General features: G+C 41.5%; 27 protein-coding genes, 4 tRNA genes and 1 rRNA gene. 1 reads left to right on the forward strand and 31 read right to left on the reverse strand.

Annotation, left to right across the window (positions count from 1 at the left end):
• Positions 1-2: 2 nt before the first annotated feature.
• The 28 genes from rplO to LDL57_RS14605 all read right to left on the reverse strand — a co-directional run bounded on the left by rplO (position 3) and on the right by LDL57_RS14605 (position 12,248).
• Positions 3-437 (reverse strand): 50S ribosomal protein L15, encoded by a 435-nt coding sequence (rplO, locus tag LDL57_RS14470; protein ID WP_180558673.1) that lies wholly within the window; start codon positions 435-437, stop codon positions 3-5.
• Between the two features lie 3 nt (positions 438-440).
• Entirely contained in the window at positions 441-620 is a 180-nt protein-coding gene (gene rpmD, locus LDL57_RS14475) for a 50S ribosomal protein L30 (protein ID WP_026823162.1), read from the reverse strand.
• A gap of 6 nt (positions 621-626) precedes the next feature.
• Entirely contained in the window at positions 627-1,127 is a 501-nt protein-coding gene (gene rpsE, locus LDL57_RS14480; RefSeq protein ID WP_026823163.1) for a 30S ribosomal protein S5, read from the reverse strand.
• 14 nt (positions 1,128-1,141) lie between these two features.
• Complete coding sequence (gene rplR / locus LDL57_RS14485; protein ID WP_180558672.1) at positions 1,142-1,495, reverse strand: 50S ribosomal protein L18; 354 nt, start codon at positions 1,493-1,495, stop codon at positions 1,142-1,144.
• A gap of 9 nt (positions 1,496-1,504) precedes the next feature.
• Positions 1,505-2,038, reverse strand: coding sequence for a 50S ribosomal protein L6 (gene rplF, locus LDL57_RS14490; protein WP_180558671.1), 534 nt, complete (start codon positions 2,036-2,038; stop codon positions 1,505-1,507).
• 14 nt (positions 2,039-2,052) lie between these two features.
• Positions 2,053-2,445: a 30S ribosomal protein S8 gene (rpsH, locus tag LDL57_RS14495; protein WP_026823166.1), complete on the reverse strand. Its 393-nt coding sequence runs from the start codon at positions 2,443-2,445 to the stop codon at positions 2,053-2,055.
• A gap of 33 nt (positions 2,446-2,478) precedes the next feature.
• Positions 2,479-2,784 (reverse strand): 30S ribosomal protein S14, encoded by a 306-nt coding sequence (gene rpsN, locus LDL57_RS14500; RefSeq protein WP_180558670.1) that lies wholly within the window; start codon positions 2,782-2,784, stop codon positions 2,479-2,481.
• A 12-nt stretch (positions 2,785-2,796) separates the two neighbouring features.
• A complete protein-coding gene (gene rplE / locus LDL57_RS14505; protein ID WP_026823168.1) occupies positions 2,797-3,336 on the reverse strand; it encodes a 50S ribosomal protein L5 in 540 nt (179 codons plus the stop codon).
• A 15-nt stretch (positions 3,337-3,351) separates the two neighbouring features.
• The gene (gene rplX, locus LDL57_RS14510; protein ID WP_026823169.1) at positions 3,352-3,666 is read right to left on the reverse strand and encodes a 50S ribosomal protein L24; all 315 of its coding nucleotides are present in this window, start codon (positions 3,664-3,666) and stop codon (positions 3,352-3,354) included.
• Positions 3,667-3,678: 12 nt separating this feature from the next.
• On the reverse strand, positions 3,679-4,050 hold the full coding sequence (rplN, locus tag LDL57_RS14515; RefSeq protein WP_026823170.1) for a 50S ribosomal protein L14: 372 nt from the start codon (positions 4,048-4,050) through the stop codon (positions 3,679-3,681).
• A gap of 179 nt (positions 4,051-4,229) precedes the next feature.
• A complete protein-coding gene (gene rpsQ, locus LDL57_RS14520; RefSeq protein ID WP_026823171.1) occupies positions 4,230-4,484 on the reverse strand; it encodes a 30S ribosomal protein S17 in 255 nt (84 codons plus the stop codon).
• Entirely contained in the window at positions 4,484-4,675 is a 192-nt protein-coding gene (rpmC, locus tag LDL57_RS14525; RefSeq protein WP_026823172.1) for a 50S ribosomal protein L29, read from the reverse strand. The genes rpsQ and rpmC overlap by 1 nt, the downstream gene beginning before the upstream one ends.
• Entirely contained in the window at positions 4,675-5,085 is a 411-nt protein-coding gene (gene rplP, locus LDL57_RS14530) for a 50S ribosomal protein L16 (RefSeq protein ID WP_032116388.1), read from the reverse strand. Before rplP ends, rpmC begins: the two co-directional genes overlap by 1 nt.
• Positions 5,085-5,795 carry a 30S ribosomal protein S3 gene (gene rpsC / locus LDL57_RS14535; protein WP_032116387.1) on the reverse strand — a complete coding sequence of 237 codons (711 nt, stop codon included), beginning with the start codon at positions 5,793-5,795 and terminating at the stop codon, positions 5,085-5,087. Before rpsC ends, rplP begins: the two co-directional genes overlap by 1 nt.
• A gap of 17 nt (positions 5,796-5,812) precedes the next feature.
• Entirely contained in the window at positions 5,813-6,145 is a 333-nt protein-coding gene (gene rplV, locus LDL57_RS14540) for a 50S ribosomal protein L22 (protein WP_026823175.1), read from the reverse strand.
• A gap of 14 nt (positions 6,146-6,159) precedes the next feature.
• Positions 6,160-6,438: a 30S ribosomal protein S19 gene (rpsS, locus tag LDL57_RS14545; RefSeq protein ID WP_026823176.1), complete on the reverse strand. Its 279-nt coding sequence runs from the start codon at positions 6,436-6,438 to the stop codon at positions 6,160-6,162.
• Positions 6,439-6,452: 14 nt separating this feature from the next.
• Positions 6,453-7,277: a 50S ribosomal protein L2 gene (rplB, locus tag LDL57_RS14550; RefSeq protein WP_180558669.1), complete on the reverse strand. Its 825-nt coding sequence runs from the start codon at positions 7,275-7,277 to the stop codon at positions 6,453-6,455.
• A 19-nt stretch (positions 7,278-7,296) separates the two neighbouring features.
• On the reverse strand, positions 7,297-7,599 hold the full coding sequence (gene rplW, locus LDL57_RS14555; protein WP_032116384.1) for a 50S ribosomal protein L23: 303 nt from the start codon (positions 7,597-7,599) through the stop codon (positions 7,297-7,299).
• Positions 7,596-8,201, reverse strand: coding sequence for a 50S ribosomal protein L4 (gene rplD, locus LDL57_RS14560; protein WP_026823179.1), 606 nt, complete (start codon positions 8,199-8,201; stop codon positions 7,596-7,598). The genes rplW and rplD overlap by 4 nt, the downstream gene beginning before the upstream one ends.
• A gap of 16 nt (positions 8,202-8,217) precedes the next feature.
• On the reverse strand, positions 8,218-8,847 hold the full coding sequence (rplC, locus tag LDL57_RS14565; RefSeq protein WP_180558668.1) for a 50S ribosomal protein L3: 630 nt from the start codon (positions 8,845-8,847) through the stop codon (positions 8,218-8,220).
• Between the two features lie 32 nt (positions 8,848-8,879).
• Positions 8,880-9,191 (reverse strand): 30S ribosomal protein S10, encoded by a 312-nt coding sequence (gene rpsJ, locus LDL57_RS14570; protein ID WP_001181005.1) that lies wholly within the window; start codon positions 9,189-9,191, stop codon positions 8,880-8,882.
• 304 nt (positions 9,192-9,495) lie between these two features.
• On the reverse strand, positions 9,496-9,972 hold the full coding sequence (gene bfr, locus LDL57_RS14575; protein WP_180558667.1) for a bacterioferritin: 477 nt from the start codon (positions 9,970-9,972) through the stop codon (positions 9,496-9,498).
• Positions 9,973-10,118: 146 nt separating this feature from the next.
• Positions 10,119-10,328 (reverse strand): (2Fe-2S)-binding protein, encoded by a 210-nt coding sequence (locus tag LDL57_RS14580; RefSeq protein WP_225506334.1) that lies wholly within the window; start codon positions 10,326-10,328, stop codon positions 10,119-10,121.
• A 167-nt stretch (positions 10,329-10,495) separates the two neighbouring features.
• Positions 10,496-11,680 (reverse strand): elongation factor Tu, encoded by a 1,185-nt coding sequence (gene tuf, locus LDL57_RS14585; RefSeq protein WP_225506352.1) that lies wholly within the window; start codon positions 11,678-11,680, stop codon positions 10,496-10,498.
• Positions 11,681-11,808: 128 nt separating this feature from the next.
• A tRNA-Thr gene (locus LDL57_RS14590) sits at positions 11,809-11,884 on the reverse strand.
• Positions 11,885-11,890: 6 nt separating this feature from the next.
• Positions 11,891-11,965: transfer RNA gene (locus LDL57_RS14595), tRNA-Gly, on the reverse strand.
• A 98-nt stretch (positions 11,966-12,063) separates the two neighbouring features.
• A tRNA-Tyr gene (locus tag LDL57_RS14600) sits at positions 12,064-12,148 on the reverse strand.
• Between the two features lie 24 nt (positions 12,149-12,172).
• Positions 12,173-12,248: transfer RNA gene (locus LDL57_RS14605), tRNA-Thr, on the reverse strand.
• Positions 12,249-12,643: 395 nt separating this feature from the next.
• Here LDL57_RS14605 and coaA point away from each other — a divergent pair.
• Entirely contained in the window at positions 12,644-13,597 is a 954-nt protein-coding gene (gene coaA, locus LDL57_RS14610) for a type I pantothenate kinase (RefSeq protein WP_180559542.1), read from the forward strand.
• 41 nt (positions 13,598-13,638) lie between these two features.
• Here coaA and birA read toward each other — a convergent pair whose 3' ends face one another.
• From birA to rrf, 3 genes are all read right to left on the reverse strand, one after another.
• Positions 13,639-14,601: a bifunctional biotin--[acetyl-CoA-carboxylase] ligase/biotin operon repressor BirA gene (gene birA / locus LDL57_RS14615; protein ID WP_180559541.1), complete on the reverse strand. Its 963-nt coding sequence runs from the start codon at positions 14,599-14,601 to the stop codon at positions 13,639-13,641.
• Complete coding sequence (gene murB, locus LDL57_RS14620; protein ID WP_225506359.1) at positions 14,598-15,638, reverse strand: UDP-N-acetylmuramate dehydrogenase; 1,041 nt, start codon at positions 15,636-15,638, stop codon at positions 14,598-14,600. The genes birA and murB overlap by 4 nt, the downstream gene beginning before the upstream one ends.
• Positions 15,639-15,773: 135 nt before the next feature.
• Positions 15,774-15,889: ribosomal RNA gene (rrf, locus tag LDL57_RS14625) — 5S ribosomal RNA — on the reverse strand.
• Between the last annotated feature and the right edge of the window lie 177 nt (positions 15,890-16,066).

Here is a 16,066-nt window from a genome sequence, read left to right on the forward strand (position 1 = left end):
ACTTATTCCTCGATTTTACCGCCAGCGGCTTCAATTGCAGTCCGTGCACCTTTTGTTACACGAAGACCACGCACAGTAACTGGACGATTAACTTCACCAGAAAGAATAACTTTCGCATATTCTATTTGAATGCCAACTATATTAGCAGCTTTCAGCGTATTCAGATCAATGACATCGCCTTCAACTTTAGCAAAGTCTGACAAACGAACTTCTGCAGAGATCATTGCTTTACGTGAAGTAAAACCAAATTTTGGTAAACGACGATATAAAGGCATTTGACCGCCTTCAAAACCACGACGTACGCCACCGCCAGAACGAGACTTCTGACCTTTATGACCACGTCCGCCCGTTTTACCTAAACCGGAACCAATACCGCGACCTACGCGTTTAGGTGCATGTTTAGCACCTTCAGCTGGAGACAGAGTATTTAAGCGCATCTGTTACTCCTCAACTTTAACCATGTAGGAAACCAAATTGATCATGCCGCGGATCGCTGGTGTATCTTCACGTTCTACAGTATGACCGATACGACGCAGACCTAAACCAGTCAATGTTGCCTTATGCTTTGGCAAACGACCAATAGAACTGCGAACTTGTGTAATTTTAATAGTCTTAGCCATGGTCCATTACCCCAGAATTTCTTCGACGGATTTACCACGCTTAGCTGCGACCATTTCTGGAGACTTCATACTGTCTAAAGCATCCAGTGTTGCACGAACAACATTAATTGGGTTCGTGGAACCATAGGTTTTAGCCAGTACGTTATGAACACCGGCAACTTCCAATACAGCGCGCATTGCACCGCCTGCGATAATACCCGTACCTTCATGAGCAGGTTGCATAAACACGCGAGAGCCTGTGTGAGCACCTTTTACTGGATGATACAAAGTACCATTATTGAGAGCGACGTTTTTCATGTTGCGACGGGCTTTTTCCATCGCTTTCTGGATTGCTGCCGGAACTTCGCGTGCTTTACCATAGCCAAAACCAACACGACCGTTACCATCACCAACAACAGTTAGTGCAGTAAAACTAAAAATACGGCCACCTTTAACAGTTTTAGCTACACGATTTACCGCGATCAGCTTTTCCTGCAGTTCGCCAGCTTGTTTTTCGATGTGAGCCATCTTACACCTCTACCTTAGAACTGAAGGCCAGCTTCACGGGCAGCATCTGCCAGTGCCTGGACTCGACCATGATATTGGAAACCAGAGCGGTCAAAAGCAACTTCTTTGATGCCTTTTTCCAACGCGCGCTCAGCAATTATTTTACCAACTACTGCTGCGGCTTCTTTGTTTCCTGTGTATTTTACTTGCTCATTGATAGCTTTTTCTATAGTAGAAGCAACCACCAAAGTTTCAGAACCGTTTGGTGCAATAACCTGCGCATAAATATGACGAGGGGTACGGTGTACCACCAAGCGCGTTGCACCCAGTTCATGGAGTTTGCGGCGTGCGCGGGTCGCACGACGGATACGAGCTACTTTCTTATCCATAGTGTTACCTTACTTCTTCTTAGCCTCTTTAGTACGCACGATTTCATCGGCGTAACGAACACCTTTACCTTTATAAGGTTCAGGACGACGGTAAGCACGCAATTCTGCTGCAACTTGCCCAATTGCCTGTTTATCTGCACCTTCCAACACAATTTCAGTCTGTGAAGGACATTTTGCAGTAATACCTGCTGGCAGCACATGCTCAACCGGATGAGAGAAACCTAAAGACAAACTTACACTATTGCCTTTAATAGCTGCACGATAACCGACACCAACCAGCTGAAGTTTCTTAGTGAAGCCTTCGGTAACACCAATAACCATTGCATTCAATAAAGAACGCGCTGTACCCGCTTGTGCCCATGCATCAGCAAAACCTTCGCGAGGTGCAAACGTTAATTGATTATCAGCATGTTTGACTTCAACAGCTTTATGGATTGTACGAGTAAGCTCGCCATTTTTACCTTTAATCGCTATATCCTGACCGTTAAGTTTAACTTCTACGCCGGCAGGAATGACGACAGGTGCTTTTGCCACACGAGACATTCTTTCCTCCCGAATTAAGCTACGTAGCAGAGAATTTCGCCACCTAAACCTGCTTGGCGAGCTGCACGATCAGTCATGACACCTTTAGAAGTAGAAATAATAGCAATGCCTAAACCAGCCATAACCTGTGGTAGCTCATCTTTTTTCTTATAGATGCGCAAACTTGGGCGGCTTACACGCTGAATGCTTTCTACAACAGCCTTACCTTGGAAATATTTCAATGTAATTTCCAATGTTGGCTTGATGTCGCCTTCAATTTTATAATCTTCGATATAACCTTCTTCCTTAAGCACTGTAGCAATCGCCACTTTTAGCTTAGCGGAAGGCATGTTGACCGCAGCTTTATTAGCGGCCTGACCGTTACGGATACGGGTTAGCATATCCGCGATGGGATCTTGCATGCTCATCTGTCTTTACTCCCGTGATTCAATTGGTGATAATTACCAGCTAGCCTTTTTAAGACCCGGGATTTCACCGCGCATAGCGGATTCACGGACTTTAATACGGCTTAGACCAAATTTCCGCAGAAAACCATGCGGACGCCCAGTTTGACGACAGCGGTTGCGTCGACGAGAAGGGCTGGAATCACGTGGCAGCGTTTGCAGCTTAAGAACAGCATTCCAACGATCTTCATCAGATGTATTCACATCAGAAATAATAGCTTTCAATTTTGTGCGCTTTGCAAAGAATTTTTCAGCTAATTTTGCACGTTTCACATCACGTGCTTTCATTGATTGTTTAGCCATGAATACCCTGCCTTACTTACGGAACGGAAAGTTAAACGCCATCAACAGTGCAAGACCTTCATCATCTGATTTCGCAGTCGTGGTGATAGTAATATCTAAACCACGTACACGATCCACTTTATCATAATCGATTTCAGGAAAGATGATTTGTTCACGTACACCCATGCTGTAGTTACCGCGACCATCAAATGATTTTGTGGATAAACCACGGAAATCACGAATACGTGGTACAGCAATAAAAATCAGACGCTCAAAGAATTCCCACATACGTTCGCCACGCAGGGTCACTTTACAGCCGATTGGATAGCCCTGACGGATTTTGAAGCCTGCAACAGATTTGCGCGCTTTGGTGATAAATGGTTTTTGTCCTGTTATTGCCGCTAAATCAGCAGCTGCATTATCAAGCAGCTTTTTATCAGCAACAGCTTCACCAACACCCATGTTCAGGGTGATCTTCTCGACCCGAGGGACTTGCATGACAGAATTGTAGCCAAACTGAGTCATCAGCTTTTGGACTACCTCGTCTTTGTAGTAATCATGCAGTTTCGCCATCGTATACTCCAAAAATTACTTAATAGTTTCACTATTAGATTTGAAGAAACGCACTTTTTTGCCATCTTCAATTCTAAAACCTACTCGGTCAGCCTTGCCAGTTGTCACATTAAAGATTGCAACGTTAGAAACATCAATTGCTGCTTCTTTTTCGACGATGCCACCTGGTTGATTCAGAGCCGGGACAGGCTTCTGATGTTTTTTAACCAGATTAATCCCTTCAACAATGACTTTACCAGAAGAAAGAACCTGTTTTACTTTACCGCGCTTGCCTTTATCTTTGCCAGCCAACACGATAACTTCGTCATCACGACGGATTTTCGCTGCCATTGTGCCCGCTCCTTAGAGTACTTCTGGTGCCAGAGAGATAATTTTCATAAACTTCTCAGTACGAAGTTCACGAGTTACCGGCCCAAAAATACGCGTACCGATAACTTGCTCACTTGTATTGTTTAACAACACACAAGCATTGCCATCGAAGCGAATGACAGAACCGTCAGGGCGACGAACACCCTTCTTGGTGCGCACCACTACCGCTTTCAGGACATCACCTTTTTTTACTTTACCGCGTGGAATTGCTTCTTTAACAGTAATTTTGATGATATCACCTACATCTGCGTAGCGACGGTGCGAGCCACCTAGAACCTTGATACACATTACGCGACGTGCGCCGGAGTTGTCGGCTACGTTCAGCATAGTCTGTTCTTGGATCATTTTAGTGCTCCGCTAAATGTCAACTACAACTAAGCCGCTTCCTATATAAATTGAAGAGGCAGTACAATTACCCATATATGAGGGCGCAGCATTATAACACCACATCATCAATATGGACAGAAAAAATAAACGGCCGCTTTGTTAAGAGCCGCTTATTCTATTATGAAATGGCTATCCTATTACAGAACAGCTTTTTCTACAACGCGAACAAGTGTCCATGACTTTGTTTTGGACAGTGGGCGGGTTTCACGGATTTCCACTAGATCACCGATACCACATTCATTGTTCTCGTCATGTACATGCAATTTGGTCGTACGACGGATAAACTTACCATATAAAGGATGTTTTACCATACGCTCAATAGCAACGACAATAGATTTCTCCATCTTATCGCTAGTTACACGACCTTGCAAAGTACGGATTTTATCGCTCATTACGCACCCGCCTTTTCAGTCAATAAAGTCTTAACGCGTGCAATATCACGACGTACTTGTTTCAACAGGTGAGACTGTTGCAGTTGGCCACTTGCTGCCTGCATACTCAAGTTAAATTGCTCACGTAGCAGATTAAGCAGTTCAGTGTTCAACTCTTCAACGCTTTTTTCGCGCAGCTCTTTTGCTTTCATTACATCACCGTCTTAGTTACAAAGGTGGTTTTGATAGGCAGTTTTGCTGCTGCCAACTTGAATGCTTCACGAGCTAGCTCTTCTGGAACACCGTCCATTTCATAAAGAACTTTGCCAGGTTGGATCAAGGCAACCCAATACTCTACGTTACCTTTACCTTTACCCATACGCACTTCAAGTGGCTTTTCAGTAATAGGTTTATCTGGGAACACACGGATCCAGATTTTACCCTGACGCTTAACTGCACGGGTCATGGCACGACGTGCCGCTTCAATCTGACGTGCAGTCAGACGTCCACGACCTACTGCCTTCAGACCGAAAGTGCCGAAGCTAACATCCGTACCCGCAGCCAGACCGCGATTGCGACCTTTATGCATTTTACGGAATTTCGTACGCTTTGGTTGTAACATCAGCGACTCTCCTTGCGGCCTTTACGCTGCTGCTTTTTAGGTTGAACTGTCGGTTTTTCAACCTGTTCAACAGCAGCCATACCACCTAGAATCTCACCTTTGAAGATCCATACCTTAACGCCGAGTACACCATAAGTGGTGTGCGCTTCTGCAGTGTTATAATCGATATCAGCACGCAAGGTGTGCAATGGCACACGGCCTTCACGATACCACTCAGTACGTGCAATTTCAGCGCCGCCTAAACGACCACTGACTTCCACTTTTATACCTTTTGCACCTAGACGCATAGCATTTTGTACTGCACGTTTCATAGCTCGACGGAACATAACACGACGTTCCAGCTGTGAAGCGATACTATCAGCAACTAATTTAGCATCCAGTTCAGGCTTACGTACTTCAGCAATATTGATTTGCGCAGGAACACCAGCAATATCTGCTACTGTCTTACGCAGTTTCTCGACATCTTCACCTTTTTTACCAATAACGATACCAGGACGAGCAGTGTGAATAGTTACACGGATGCTCTTCGCAGGACGTTCGATAACGATACGTGAAATAGATGCCTTTGCCAGTTCTTTATTCAAATACTGGCGTACTTTAAAATCGCTGTCTAGGTTGTCAGCGAATTCTTTTGTATTCGCATACCAAGTAGAGTTCCAAGGTTTGACAATACCCAGGCGAATACCATTAGGATGTACTTTCTGACCCATTGCTAGTCTCCAGAGTCTCAGCGATCGGACACAACCACAGTAATGTGGCTGGTGCGCTTCAAAATACGATCTGCACGGCCTTTCGCGCGAGGCATGATGCGTTTCATAGTTGGACCTTCGTTAACGAAAATTTTCGTAACTTTTAAGTCATCAATATCAGCACCATCGTTGTGCTCGGCGTTAGCGATAGCAGACTCAAGTACTTTCTTCACTAAACCAGCAGCTTTCTTGTTGGTATAGTTCAGAATTTCTAGAGCTTGCGACACTTTCTTACCGCGAATCAGATCAGCCACTAAACGAACCTTCTGAGCAGAAGAACGAGCGTGGCGATGCATAGCGATAGTTTCCATCTCTTCCTCCTACCTTAACGTTTCTTGGCCTTTTTATCGGCCGCATGGCCGCGATAAGTACGGGTCGGCGCGAATTCACCCAATTTATGCCCAACCATTTCGTCGGTAACATAAACTGGAACATGCTGACGACCATTATGGACAGCGATGGTCAAACCGATCATGTTAGGAAAGATCGTTGAACGACGGGACCAAGTCTTGAGAGGCTTTTTGTCTCCGCTTTCCACCGCTTTCTCTACCTTCTTCAGCAAGTGCAGGTCAATAAAAGGACCTTTCTTGAGAGAACGTGGCATGGTTTATCCTCTAATTATTTTTTAGAACGGTGACGTACGATATATTTATCAGTACGCTTATTGCTACGGGTCTTCTTACCTTTGGTTTGAACGCCCCAAGGTGTTACTGGGTGTTTACCAAAGTTACGACCTTCACCACCACCATGTGGATGGTCTACTGGGTTCATCGCTGTACCACGAACGGTAGGGCGAATTCCACGCCAGCGGCTAGCACCAGCTTTACCCAGAACACGTAGCATATGCTCCGCATTACCAACTTCACCTAATGTTGCACGGCAATCAGAAAGTACTTTACGCATTTCGCCAGAACGTAGACGGATAGTTACATAACTACCATCACGTGCAACGATTTGCACATAAGCACCAGCTGAACGAGCCAACTGACCGCCTTTACCTGGCTTAAGCTCAACATTATGAACTGTTGAACCGACAGGAATATTACGCATAGGTAAAGCATTACCTGTTTTAATTGCTGCATCTACACCAGACTGAATTTGGTCACCAGCTTTTAAGCCTTTTGGTGCCAGAATATAACGGCGTTCTCCATCTTTATAGAGAACTAATGCAATATTCGCAGAACGGTTTGGATCATATTCCAGACGTTCAACAGTAGCAGCGATACCATCTTTATTACGTTTAAAGTCAATCAGACGATAATGCTGCTTGTGACCACCACCAATATGACGCGTAGTAATACGACCATTATTGTTACGTCCACCGGTTTTATTGCTTTTTTCTAGCAACGGGGCATAAGGTTTGCCCTTATGCAGCTCAGGGTTAACCACTTTAAATACGTGGCGACGGCCCGGAGACGTAGGTTTACATTTAACAACTGCCATTGTTCTTTACTCCTCCGACTTACTCTGCACCACCGATGAAGTCCAGATTCTGGCCTTCTTTCAGAGTGACGTAAGCTTTTTTCCAGTCGCTACGACGACCAATTCGCTGACCGTGGCGTTTGGTTTTGCCTTTAACCAGTAGTGTATTTACACCTTTGACTTCAACTTCGAACAGTTTTTGTACGGCAGCCTTAATCTCTGCTTTAGTTGCATCTTTCGCAACTTTAAGCACGATGGTGTTACTTTTTTCCATCGCTGTAGAAGCTTTTTCAGAGACATGCGGTGCACGTAGTACTTTTAGCAGACGTTCTTCACGGATCATGCTAGCATCTCCTCAATTTGCTTCACAGCGTCAGCCGTCATAACTACTTTGTCGAAGGCAATTAGACTAACAGGATCGATACCTATTGCATCACGAACATCAACTTTGTATAAGTTACGAGCTGCTAAAAACAAGTTTTCATCAACCTCATTCGTGACGATCAATACGTCATCCAGAGCCATTTCCTTTAATTTTTGCACGAGAAGCTTAGTTTTTGGTGCTTCCAGAGCAAATTTTTCGACAACTATTAGACGATCCTGACGTACCAATTCGGACAAGATGCTTTTCAAAGCACCGCGGTACATCTTTTTATTTACTTTTTGACTGTGGTCCTGTGGTCTCGCTGCGAAAGTGACACCACCAGAGCGCCAAATTGGGCTCTTAACTGAACCAGCACGTGCACGACCAGTGCCTTTCTGACGCCATGGTTTTTTACCAGAACCTGAAACCTCAGCACGAGTTTTCTGAGCACGAGTACCTTGACGAGCACCAGCTGCATACGCAACAACTACTTGATGCACAAGCGCTTCATTGAAATCACGCCCGAAGGTAGTTTCGGAAACAGTCAGCGCGCTTTGCGCGTCTTTCATTACCAATTCCATTCCTATCTCCTCGACGTTATGCCTTAACAGCTGGTTTTACAATCAGGTTGCTACCAGTCGCACCTGGAACAGCACCCTTGACCAACAGCAGATTACGCTCAGCGTCAACGCGTACTACATCCAGACTTTGAACAGTTACACGTTCATTACCCAATTGGCCTGCCATTTTCTTGCCTTTAAATACCTTACCCGGCGTTTGGTTTTGTCCAATAGAACCCGGAACACGGTGTGACAAGGAGTTACCATGAGTAGCGTCCTGAGTGCGAAAATTCCAGCGTTTAACCGTACCAGCAAAACCCTTACCTTTAGAGGTACCAGTAACGTCGACTTTCTTGACGTCAGCAAAAATTTCAACACTAATGCTTTGACCTACGGTAAATTCTTCATTTTCACTCAAACGAAATTCACGTAGGATACGACCAGCTTCAACACCAGCTTTAGCAAAATGCCCAGCTTCAGGTTTTTTTACACGGTTTGCTTTTTTGCTACCCGTAGTAACCTGAATTGCATTATAACCATCGGTTTCCAGGCTCTTAACCTGAGTCACTCGGTTATTTTCTATTTCGATAACAGTTACAGGAATAGAAACACCATCTTCAGTGAAGATACGCGTCATTCCTACTTTCTTCCCGACTAAACCAAACATTGTTTCAACCTCTCAATCGCGCAACGACCTGATTAACCCAGGCTGATCTGCACATCTACACCGGCAGCCAGATCCAGACGCATCAGAGCATCAACGGTTTTTTCAGTTGGCTCAACGATGTCAACCAGACGCTTATGAGTACGAATTTCGTACTGATCACGTGCATCTTTATTAACATGCGGCGAAATCAGAACGGTAAAACGTTCTTTACGTGTAGGTAACGGGATCGGACCACGTACTTGAGCGCCAGTGCGCTTAGCAGTTTCAACGATTTCCGCAGTTGATTGATCAATTAAACGATGATCAAAGGCTTTCAGGCGGATACGGATTCTTTGGTTCTGCATGAGACCAGAGCTCCAACTATTTTATAAACGTAAAAAATTACTCCTCGCACCCATTTCGATTGATAGGGGAGTGTAATCGTTCTCATAATAACCTCCAAATCGGAGGTATTGTTTTTAACGCAGTTTTACTGCTTGCTAGCTTTTACGACCAGGCCCCTAAATTAAAGAGCCCGTGCATTATACGTAATTTCAAAATAAGAGCAAGCCATAGATAAAAAAAATTGCATAAAATTTATATATAAAAATCTTATGCAATAATATTTGTGAGATATCTTAATAAATAAAAAAATAAATACCTGTTAAATCATTTCTCTTCTCGGAGCTGAGACTGTAAGTAATTTTTTAGGCCTATACTTGCTATCAAACTCAATTGCGTTTCCAGCCAATCAATATGATTTTCTTCATCGGTTAGTATTTCAATCATTAAATCACGACTAACATAATCACCAACTGAATCTGCATAAGTAATTGCTGAACGCAAATCTTTCGCTCCATCCAGTTCAAGCTGTAAATCAGATTTAAGCATTTCTTCTACATTCTCACCAATATTTAATTTACCTAAATCCTGCAAATTAGGTATCCCTTCAAGAAAGAGGATCCTTTCGATATATTTATCAGCATGTTTCATCTCATCGATAGATTCTTCATATTCAATATCGTTAAGACGTACTAAACCCCAATTTTTAAACATACGGGCATGTAAAAAATATTGATTGATTGCAACAAGCTCATTACCCAATAATTTATTTAAATGGGTGATCATTTTTTTATCGCCTTTCATTTTTTTCCTCCACTTCCAGTATCTAAAGTGTAGATAGAAATTGTTAGACGAACAGAATAGAAAAATATTTTATTGAAAAAATGACAAGTAATTTATTGATTACAGCTAGAAAGGTTTTTTATAACATTTAAATTTATTCTATTAATTCATTGCACTGTTTCAATTTCAGTAACAGCAGCTAATTTTATTTGTTCAGTTTTAATTAGCTCAGTTGCTTGAGCTAGGCATTTCCCACAATGACTACCAATAGATACACACTTCTTTAATCCACTAATGGAAGTTATGCGATTATCCCGAACTAAAGTTTTTATTGTTTTATCACTAATTCGATTACATAGACAGATATACATTTTCATACCGGTAAATTACAATCCCGCGCTAATATTAAATGATAATAATTTTCATTTCAATATTTAGATGTTGGTTTAAATTATATACACATAGAATTATGTGTATCGGTAAAAATTTTATAGCCTACATAAAAAAAGAGGCTTTCGCCTCTTTTTTCAAATTTAATATCTAATTAAGCAATAATTTTAGCCACGACACCCGCACCAACTGTACGACCGCCTTCTCGGATCGCAAAACGCAACCCTTCATCCATCGCGATTGGCGCTATCAACGTCACTTTCATGTTGATATTATCGCCTGGCATTACCATCTCCACGCCTTCTGGCAATTCGATTGTGCCCGTGACATCCGTCGTTCTAAAATAAAACTGGGGACGATAACCTTTAAAGAATGGCGTGTGGCGTCCGCCCTCATCTTTGCTCAAAATATAGACTTCTGATTCAAATTGAGTATGCGGTTTGATTGAACCTGGTTTGGTCAATACTTGACCTCGCTCTACATCTTCACGCTTTGTACCACGTAATAATACACCTACGTTCTCTCCTGCACGTCCTTCGTCCAACAGTTTGCGGAACATTTCTACGCCCGTACACGTAGTTTTCGTCGTCTCTTTAATCCCTACTATTTCGACTTCTTCACCAACTTTTACTATACCACGCTCTACTCGACCTGTTACTACCGTTCCACGGCCTGAGATTGAAAACACATCTTCAATTGGCAACAAGAATGGCTTATCTATCGCACGCTCTGGCTCTGGAATATAGCTATCCAACGCATCGGCTAACTCAATAATTTTCTCTTCCCACTCTGCAACGCCTTCCAGCGCTTTCAACGCTGAACCTCTGATTACCGGCGTGTCATCTCCTGGGAAATCATACTGAGAAAGCAACTCACGTACTTCCATTTCAACCAGTTCCAGCAACTCTTCATCATCAACCATGTCACATTTGTTTAGGAAAACGATGATATAAGGAACTCCTACCTGGCGGCCTAATAGGATATGCTCACGTGTTTGTGGCATTGGGCCATCGGTTGCTGCTACCACTAAAATTGCACCGTCCATCTGTGCCGCACCGGTGATCATGTTTTTTACATAATCTGCGTGGCCTGGGCAATCTACGTGGGCATAATGGCGGCTAGGGGTATCGTATTCTACGTGAGAAGTAGAAATGGTGATCCCGCGCGCTTTTTCTTCTGGTGCATTATCTATTTGATCAAATGCTCGCGCACTTCCACCATATTTTTTCGCTAATACGGTAGTGATTGCTGCGGTTAAAGTTGTTTTACCATGGTCAACGTGGCCGATTGTACCAACGTTAACGTGCGGTTTTTTACGTTCAAATTTTTCTTTAGACATTAGATTGTCCCTCTAAGACACGGAATCGGTGGTTACACCACATTAACCAAGCAGTGAAAATCATATATTCGTTGCTTGTTTTATCGCAGGAAAAAAATCAGGGAACAATTAAGAACACTTTCTAGGAGTGGTGCTGATAGGCAGATTCGAACTGCCGACCTCACCCTTACCAAGGGTGTGCTCTACCAACTGAGCTATATCAGCACATCTTGGAGCGGGCAGCGGGAATCGAACCCGCATCATCAGCTTGGAAGGCTGAGGTAATAGCCATTATACGATGCCCGCGATGAACTCGGCTACCTGACTTTAATCAGCTGCAAATTTTATCTTAAGTATTTTGCATGAGGTAGCATTTTAAGCTGAACACTTAAGATCAAACTTTATGGTGGTGGGAGAAGGATTCGAACCTTCGAAGTCTGTGACGGCAGATTTACAGTCTGCTCCCTTTGGCCGCTCGGGAATCCCACCTTTTACTTATATCCAAATTTTTAATGGTGCCGGCACCAAGAGTCGAACTCGGGACCTACTGATTACAAGTCAGTTGCTCTACCAACTGAGCTATGCCGGCATCAGGTGCTGCGCATTCTAGGTAGAGAACGAGCATGTTGCAACAAAAAAATTAAAAAAATTGTTTTTTTGCTTATAAAGTATTCACTTTAGCCATTTTTGCTGTTTTTTTCTATAGTAAATGTTTAAATACTCAACAGTGCTAAATTTTTTATTTACTATTTACTCTAGTGAAAAACGACATCAAATTTTTCTCACTAATAAAAAGTATCGTAAATCATACAATATTATTTTATTACTAAAAATAAAAAACGGATAAATTGTGATCAATTATTTATTTGATACAAAAAAACAGAAAAAACTCTACGCCTAAAGATATTCAATCGTTATTATGCAATCTATTTTTTATCGGTTATGAATGATTATGACAACCTGTACACAGGTAAATGTTGACTTATGAAACAACAACAAAACTTTTCAATAACACCTTATTTAGAATTTGATCGTGAACAGTGGGCGACATTACGTGATTCAGTTCCATTAGAACTACTAACGGATGAAGAACTGCTGGAACTAAAGGGTATTAATGATGAAATTTCAATGGATGAAGTTAATAAAATTTATCTTCCTATTTCACGACTGCTTAACTTTTATATCAGTTCAAATTTACGTAGACAAACTGTTTTAGAACAGTTCTTAGGTACTAATGGTACTAAAGTACCTTATGTCATCGGTATTGCAGGCAGTGTTGCGGTTGGTAAAAGTACCACAGCCCGCCTATTACAAACTTTATTAAGTCGTTGGCCTGAACATCGTAAAGTTGATCTTATTACCACAGATGGTTTTTTATACCCTAATCGGATTTTAAACGAACGTGGGATAATGAAAAAAAAGGGGTTTCCGCAATCCTATGATATGCATCGTTTGGTAAAATTTGTTTCTGACATCAAATCTGGGGTTAAGCAAGTCACTGCCCCGGTATATTCCCATTTTACTTACGATATTGTTCCCGGAAAAAAACAAGTGATTGAACAGCCTGACATTCTTATTTTAGAAGGTTTGAATGTTTTGCAAAGCGGTATGGATTATCCGCATGATCCGCATCATGTTTTCGTATCTGACTTTGTCGATTTTTCCATTTATGTTGATGCCCCAGAAAATTTATTAAAAAAATGGTATATCAGTCGATTTTTAAAATTCTGCCAAGGCGCCTTCTCCGATCCTCACGCCTATTTTTACCATTATTCTAAATTAGAGCAAGAAGAGGCGATCAAAACGGCTAAAACAATATGGGAAGAAATTAATAAAATAAATTTGGAAGAGAATATAATACCAACCAAAGAAAGAGCCAGTTTGATCATGACTAAAGGCTCTAATCATTCAATTACAAATGTTAGATTAAGAAAATAATTTCAAACATTGGGTCGATAATTAACTTCGACTCAATTGAGCTAATTATCCGGCCGTAATGAAATTTCACCACCTATATAGGAAACAATTTCACCATTTTGTTCTAACAAAATTGCGCCGTGTTCATTAATTCCTTTCACGATACCGACCTCAAGCTGATCACCAATATGCAACTTTACTTTTTTATGTAAAAAATTATCCAACGCCAGCCAACGTTTAATAAAAGGAACAAGACCATATTTCTCAAATTGCACTAATTCATGGCGTAATGCCAAAATAATCTGACCTGCAATCACATTTCTTTCTATTTGAATACCAGCCTGCTCAAGATTAATCCATCCTTGATTAATATTTGTTTCATAATTGCAACTCATTGCAATATTGAGCCCAATACCAATCACAATATGCGCCGCATCGCCAGTTTTACCTATCATTTCAATTAAAATACCAGCAAGCTTTTTTTCATTAAGATAAAGATCATTAGGCCATTTAACTTTTATATTACTACCGCTCAATTTATTAAGGGTTTCAGCTATTACAATTCCCGCAACTAAACTTAGTCCCATAGCGGCAGCTGGACCTTGGTGTAAATGCCAGTATAATGATAAATAAAGATTACAACCGAAGGGAGAAGCCCAATATCGACCGCGTCGACCTCTACCAGCTGTTTGATATTCGGCAACACAAACATCACCAGAACTTAATTGATCAATACGCTCAAGTAGATATTGATTAGTAGAATTAATAACCGGTTTTACAATTATATTTCCACGTCTTACTAAACCATAAATTCGTTCGTAGTCTAACAAATCCATTTTTTTAGTAAGTTGATAACCCTTACTAGTAATAGTATTAACCTCAATTCCCCATTTACGAAGTGTATGAATATGCTTATTAATACCAGCTCGCGTCATGCCAAGTAATTCACCTAATTGCTCGCCTGAATGTATACTACCATCAGAAAGTATTTTGATGAGTTTTAAAGGAATAGTTACATCTTTCATGAAATAGTATCCATAGCGTTTACTTCTCCATATTTACCAATAAAACGTACTTCTGGTTCTAGTGTAATAGCAAATTTCTCTATAACTTTTTTCTGGATATAACGGGCTAAATCTACAATATCTTTTCCGGTCGCATTATTTTTATTAATTAAAACCAATGCCTGATCACTATGTACCGCTGCACCACCACATTGAAAACCCTTTAGATCACATTGATCAATTAGCCATCCAGCAGCAAGCTTTACTGTACCATCGGTTTGCGGATATTCTGGACATTGACGATAACGCGCCTTTATTTCATTTGCTGCCGTACTAGAAATAACGGGATTTTTAAAAAAACTACCCGCATTTCCTACTAAAAATGGATCAGGTAGCTTACTTTGCCGTATTTTACAAACAGCATCAAAGATTGTTTCCGCTGTCACTGTCTGTGCAGCCAAAGAAGTCAAACCTGCATATGTTAATATGGGTTTCCATCGTTTATTAAGTTTTAAACCCACTGAAACGATAGCAAAATTGTCACGATATTTATGCTTAAAAATACTATCTCGGTAACCGAATTGACATTCAGCAGTATCTAAACGATATTGTTTACCATTATTTAGATCAACAATATCGACATAGTGACATACGTCTTTAAATTCGATGCCATAAGCACCGATATTTTGTATAGGCGCAGCCCCTACCGATCCTGGTATTAACGCCATATTTTCCAATCCGTAAATACCATTTTTTATAAGTTCTTTAACCAATTGATGCCAATTATTTCCTGCGCCAACATGAATAAACCATTCGTGGGATGATTCAGTTATCATCAGTGAGGTAATTTGATTTAAAATGACTAGGCCATCAAAGTCATTAATAAAGAGAATATTGCTCCCGCCGCCCAATAATAAAACAGGCCACTCTTTCAGTCGGGCATTTTTCCATAACATAAGCAATTCTTCTACTGAAGTAGCTGAGTATATTGCTTTCGCCTTGGCATCAAGACCAAAAGTATTATAATTTTTTAATTTACCATGATTATCAGAATGCATATATCAAAACTCAATTCATATATAGTAATTATATAGTCTATTACTATAGATATATAGAGAATAGATAAGAGTTATAAAATCAAACAATAAAACGTCAAAAAGCCACCCTTAGGTGGCTTTTTAAACATAATTAACGTCTGGCAGCTCCCTACTCTCACATGGGGAGACCCCACACTACCATCGGCGCTACGGCATTTCACTTCTGAGTTCGGCATGGGATCAGGTGGCACCACCGCGCTATTACCGCCAGACAAATTCTTTTTTCGCTATCCTGTTTCGTTACGCTACTGCCTCGGGCGCTCATCTCGGCTGCCTCTCGCTATGCGCAGGCCATCTCGCCCGTTGACTTCTAGCGCCGTAACCGCTTACAGGCACCAATCTCTGAACAAGCTAAAATCTCTTCTCTCTTCTCAAAACACCTTCGGTGT

This window comes from Arsenophonus apicola (assembly GCF_020268605.1).
GTDB classification, from domain to species: Bacteria; Pseudomonadota; Gammaproteobacteria; order Enterobacterales; family Enterobacteriaceae; genus Arsenophonus; species Arsenophonus apicola.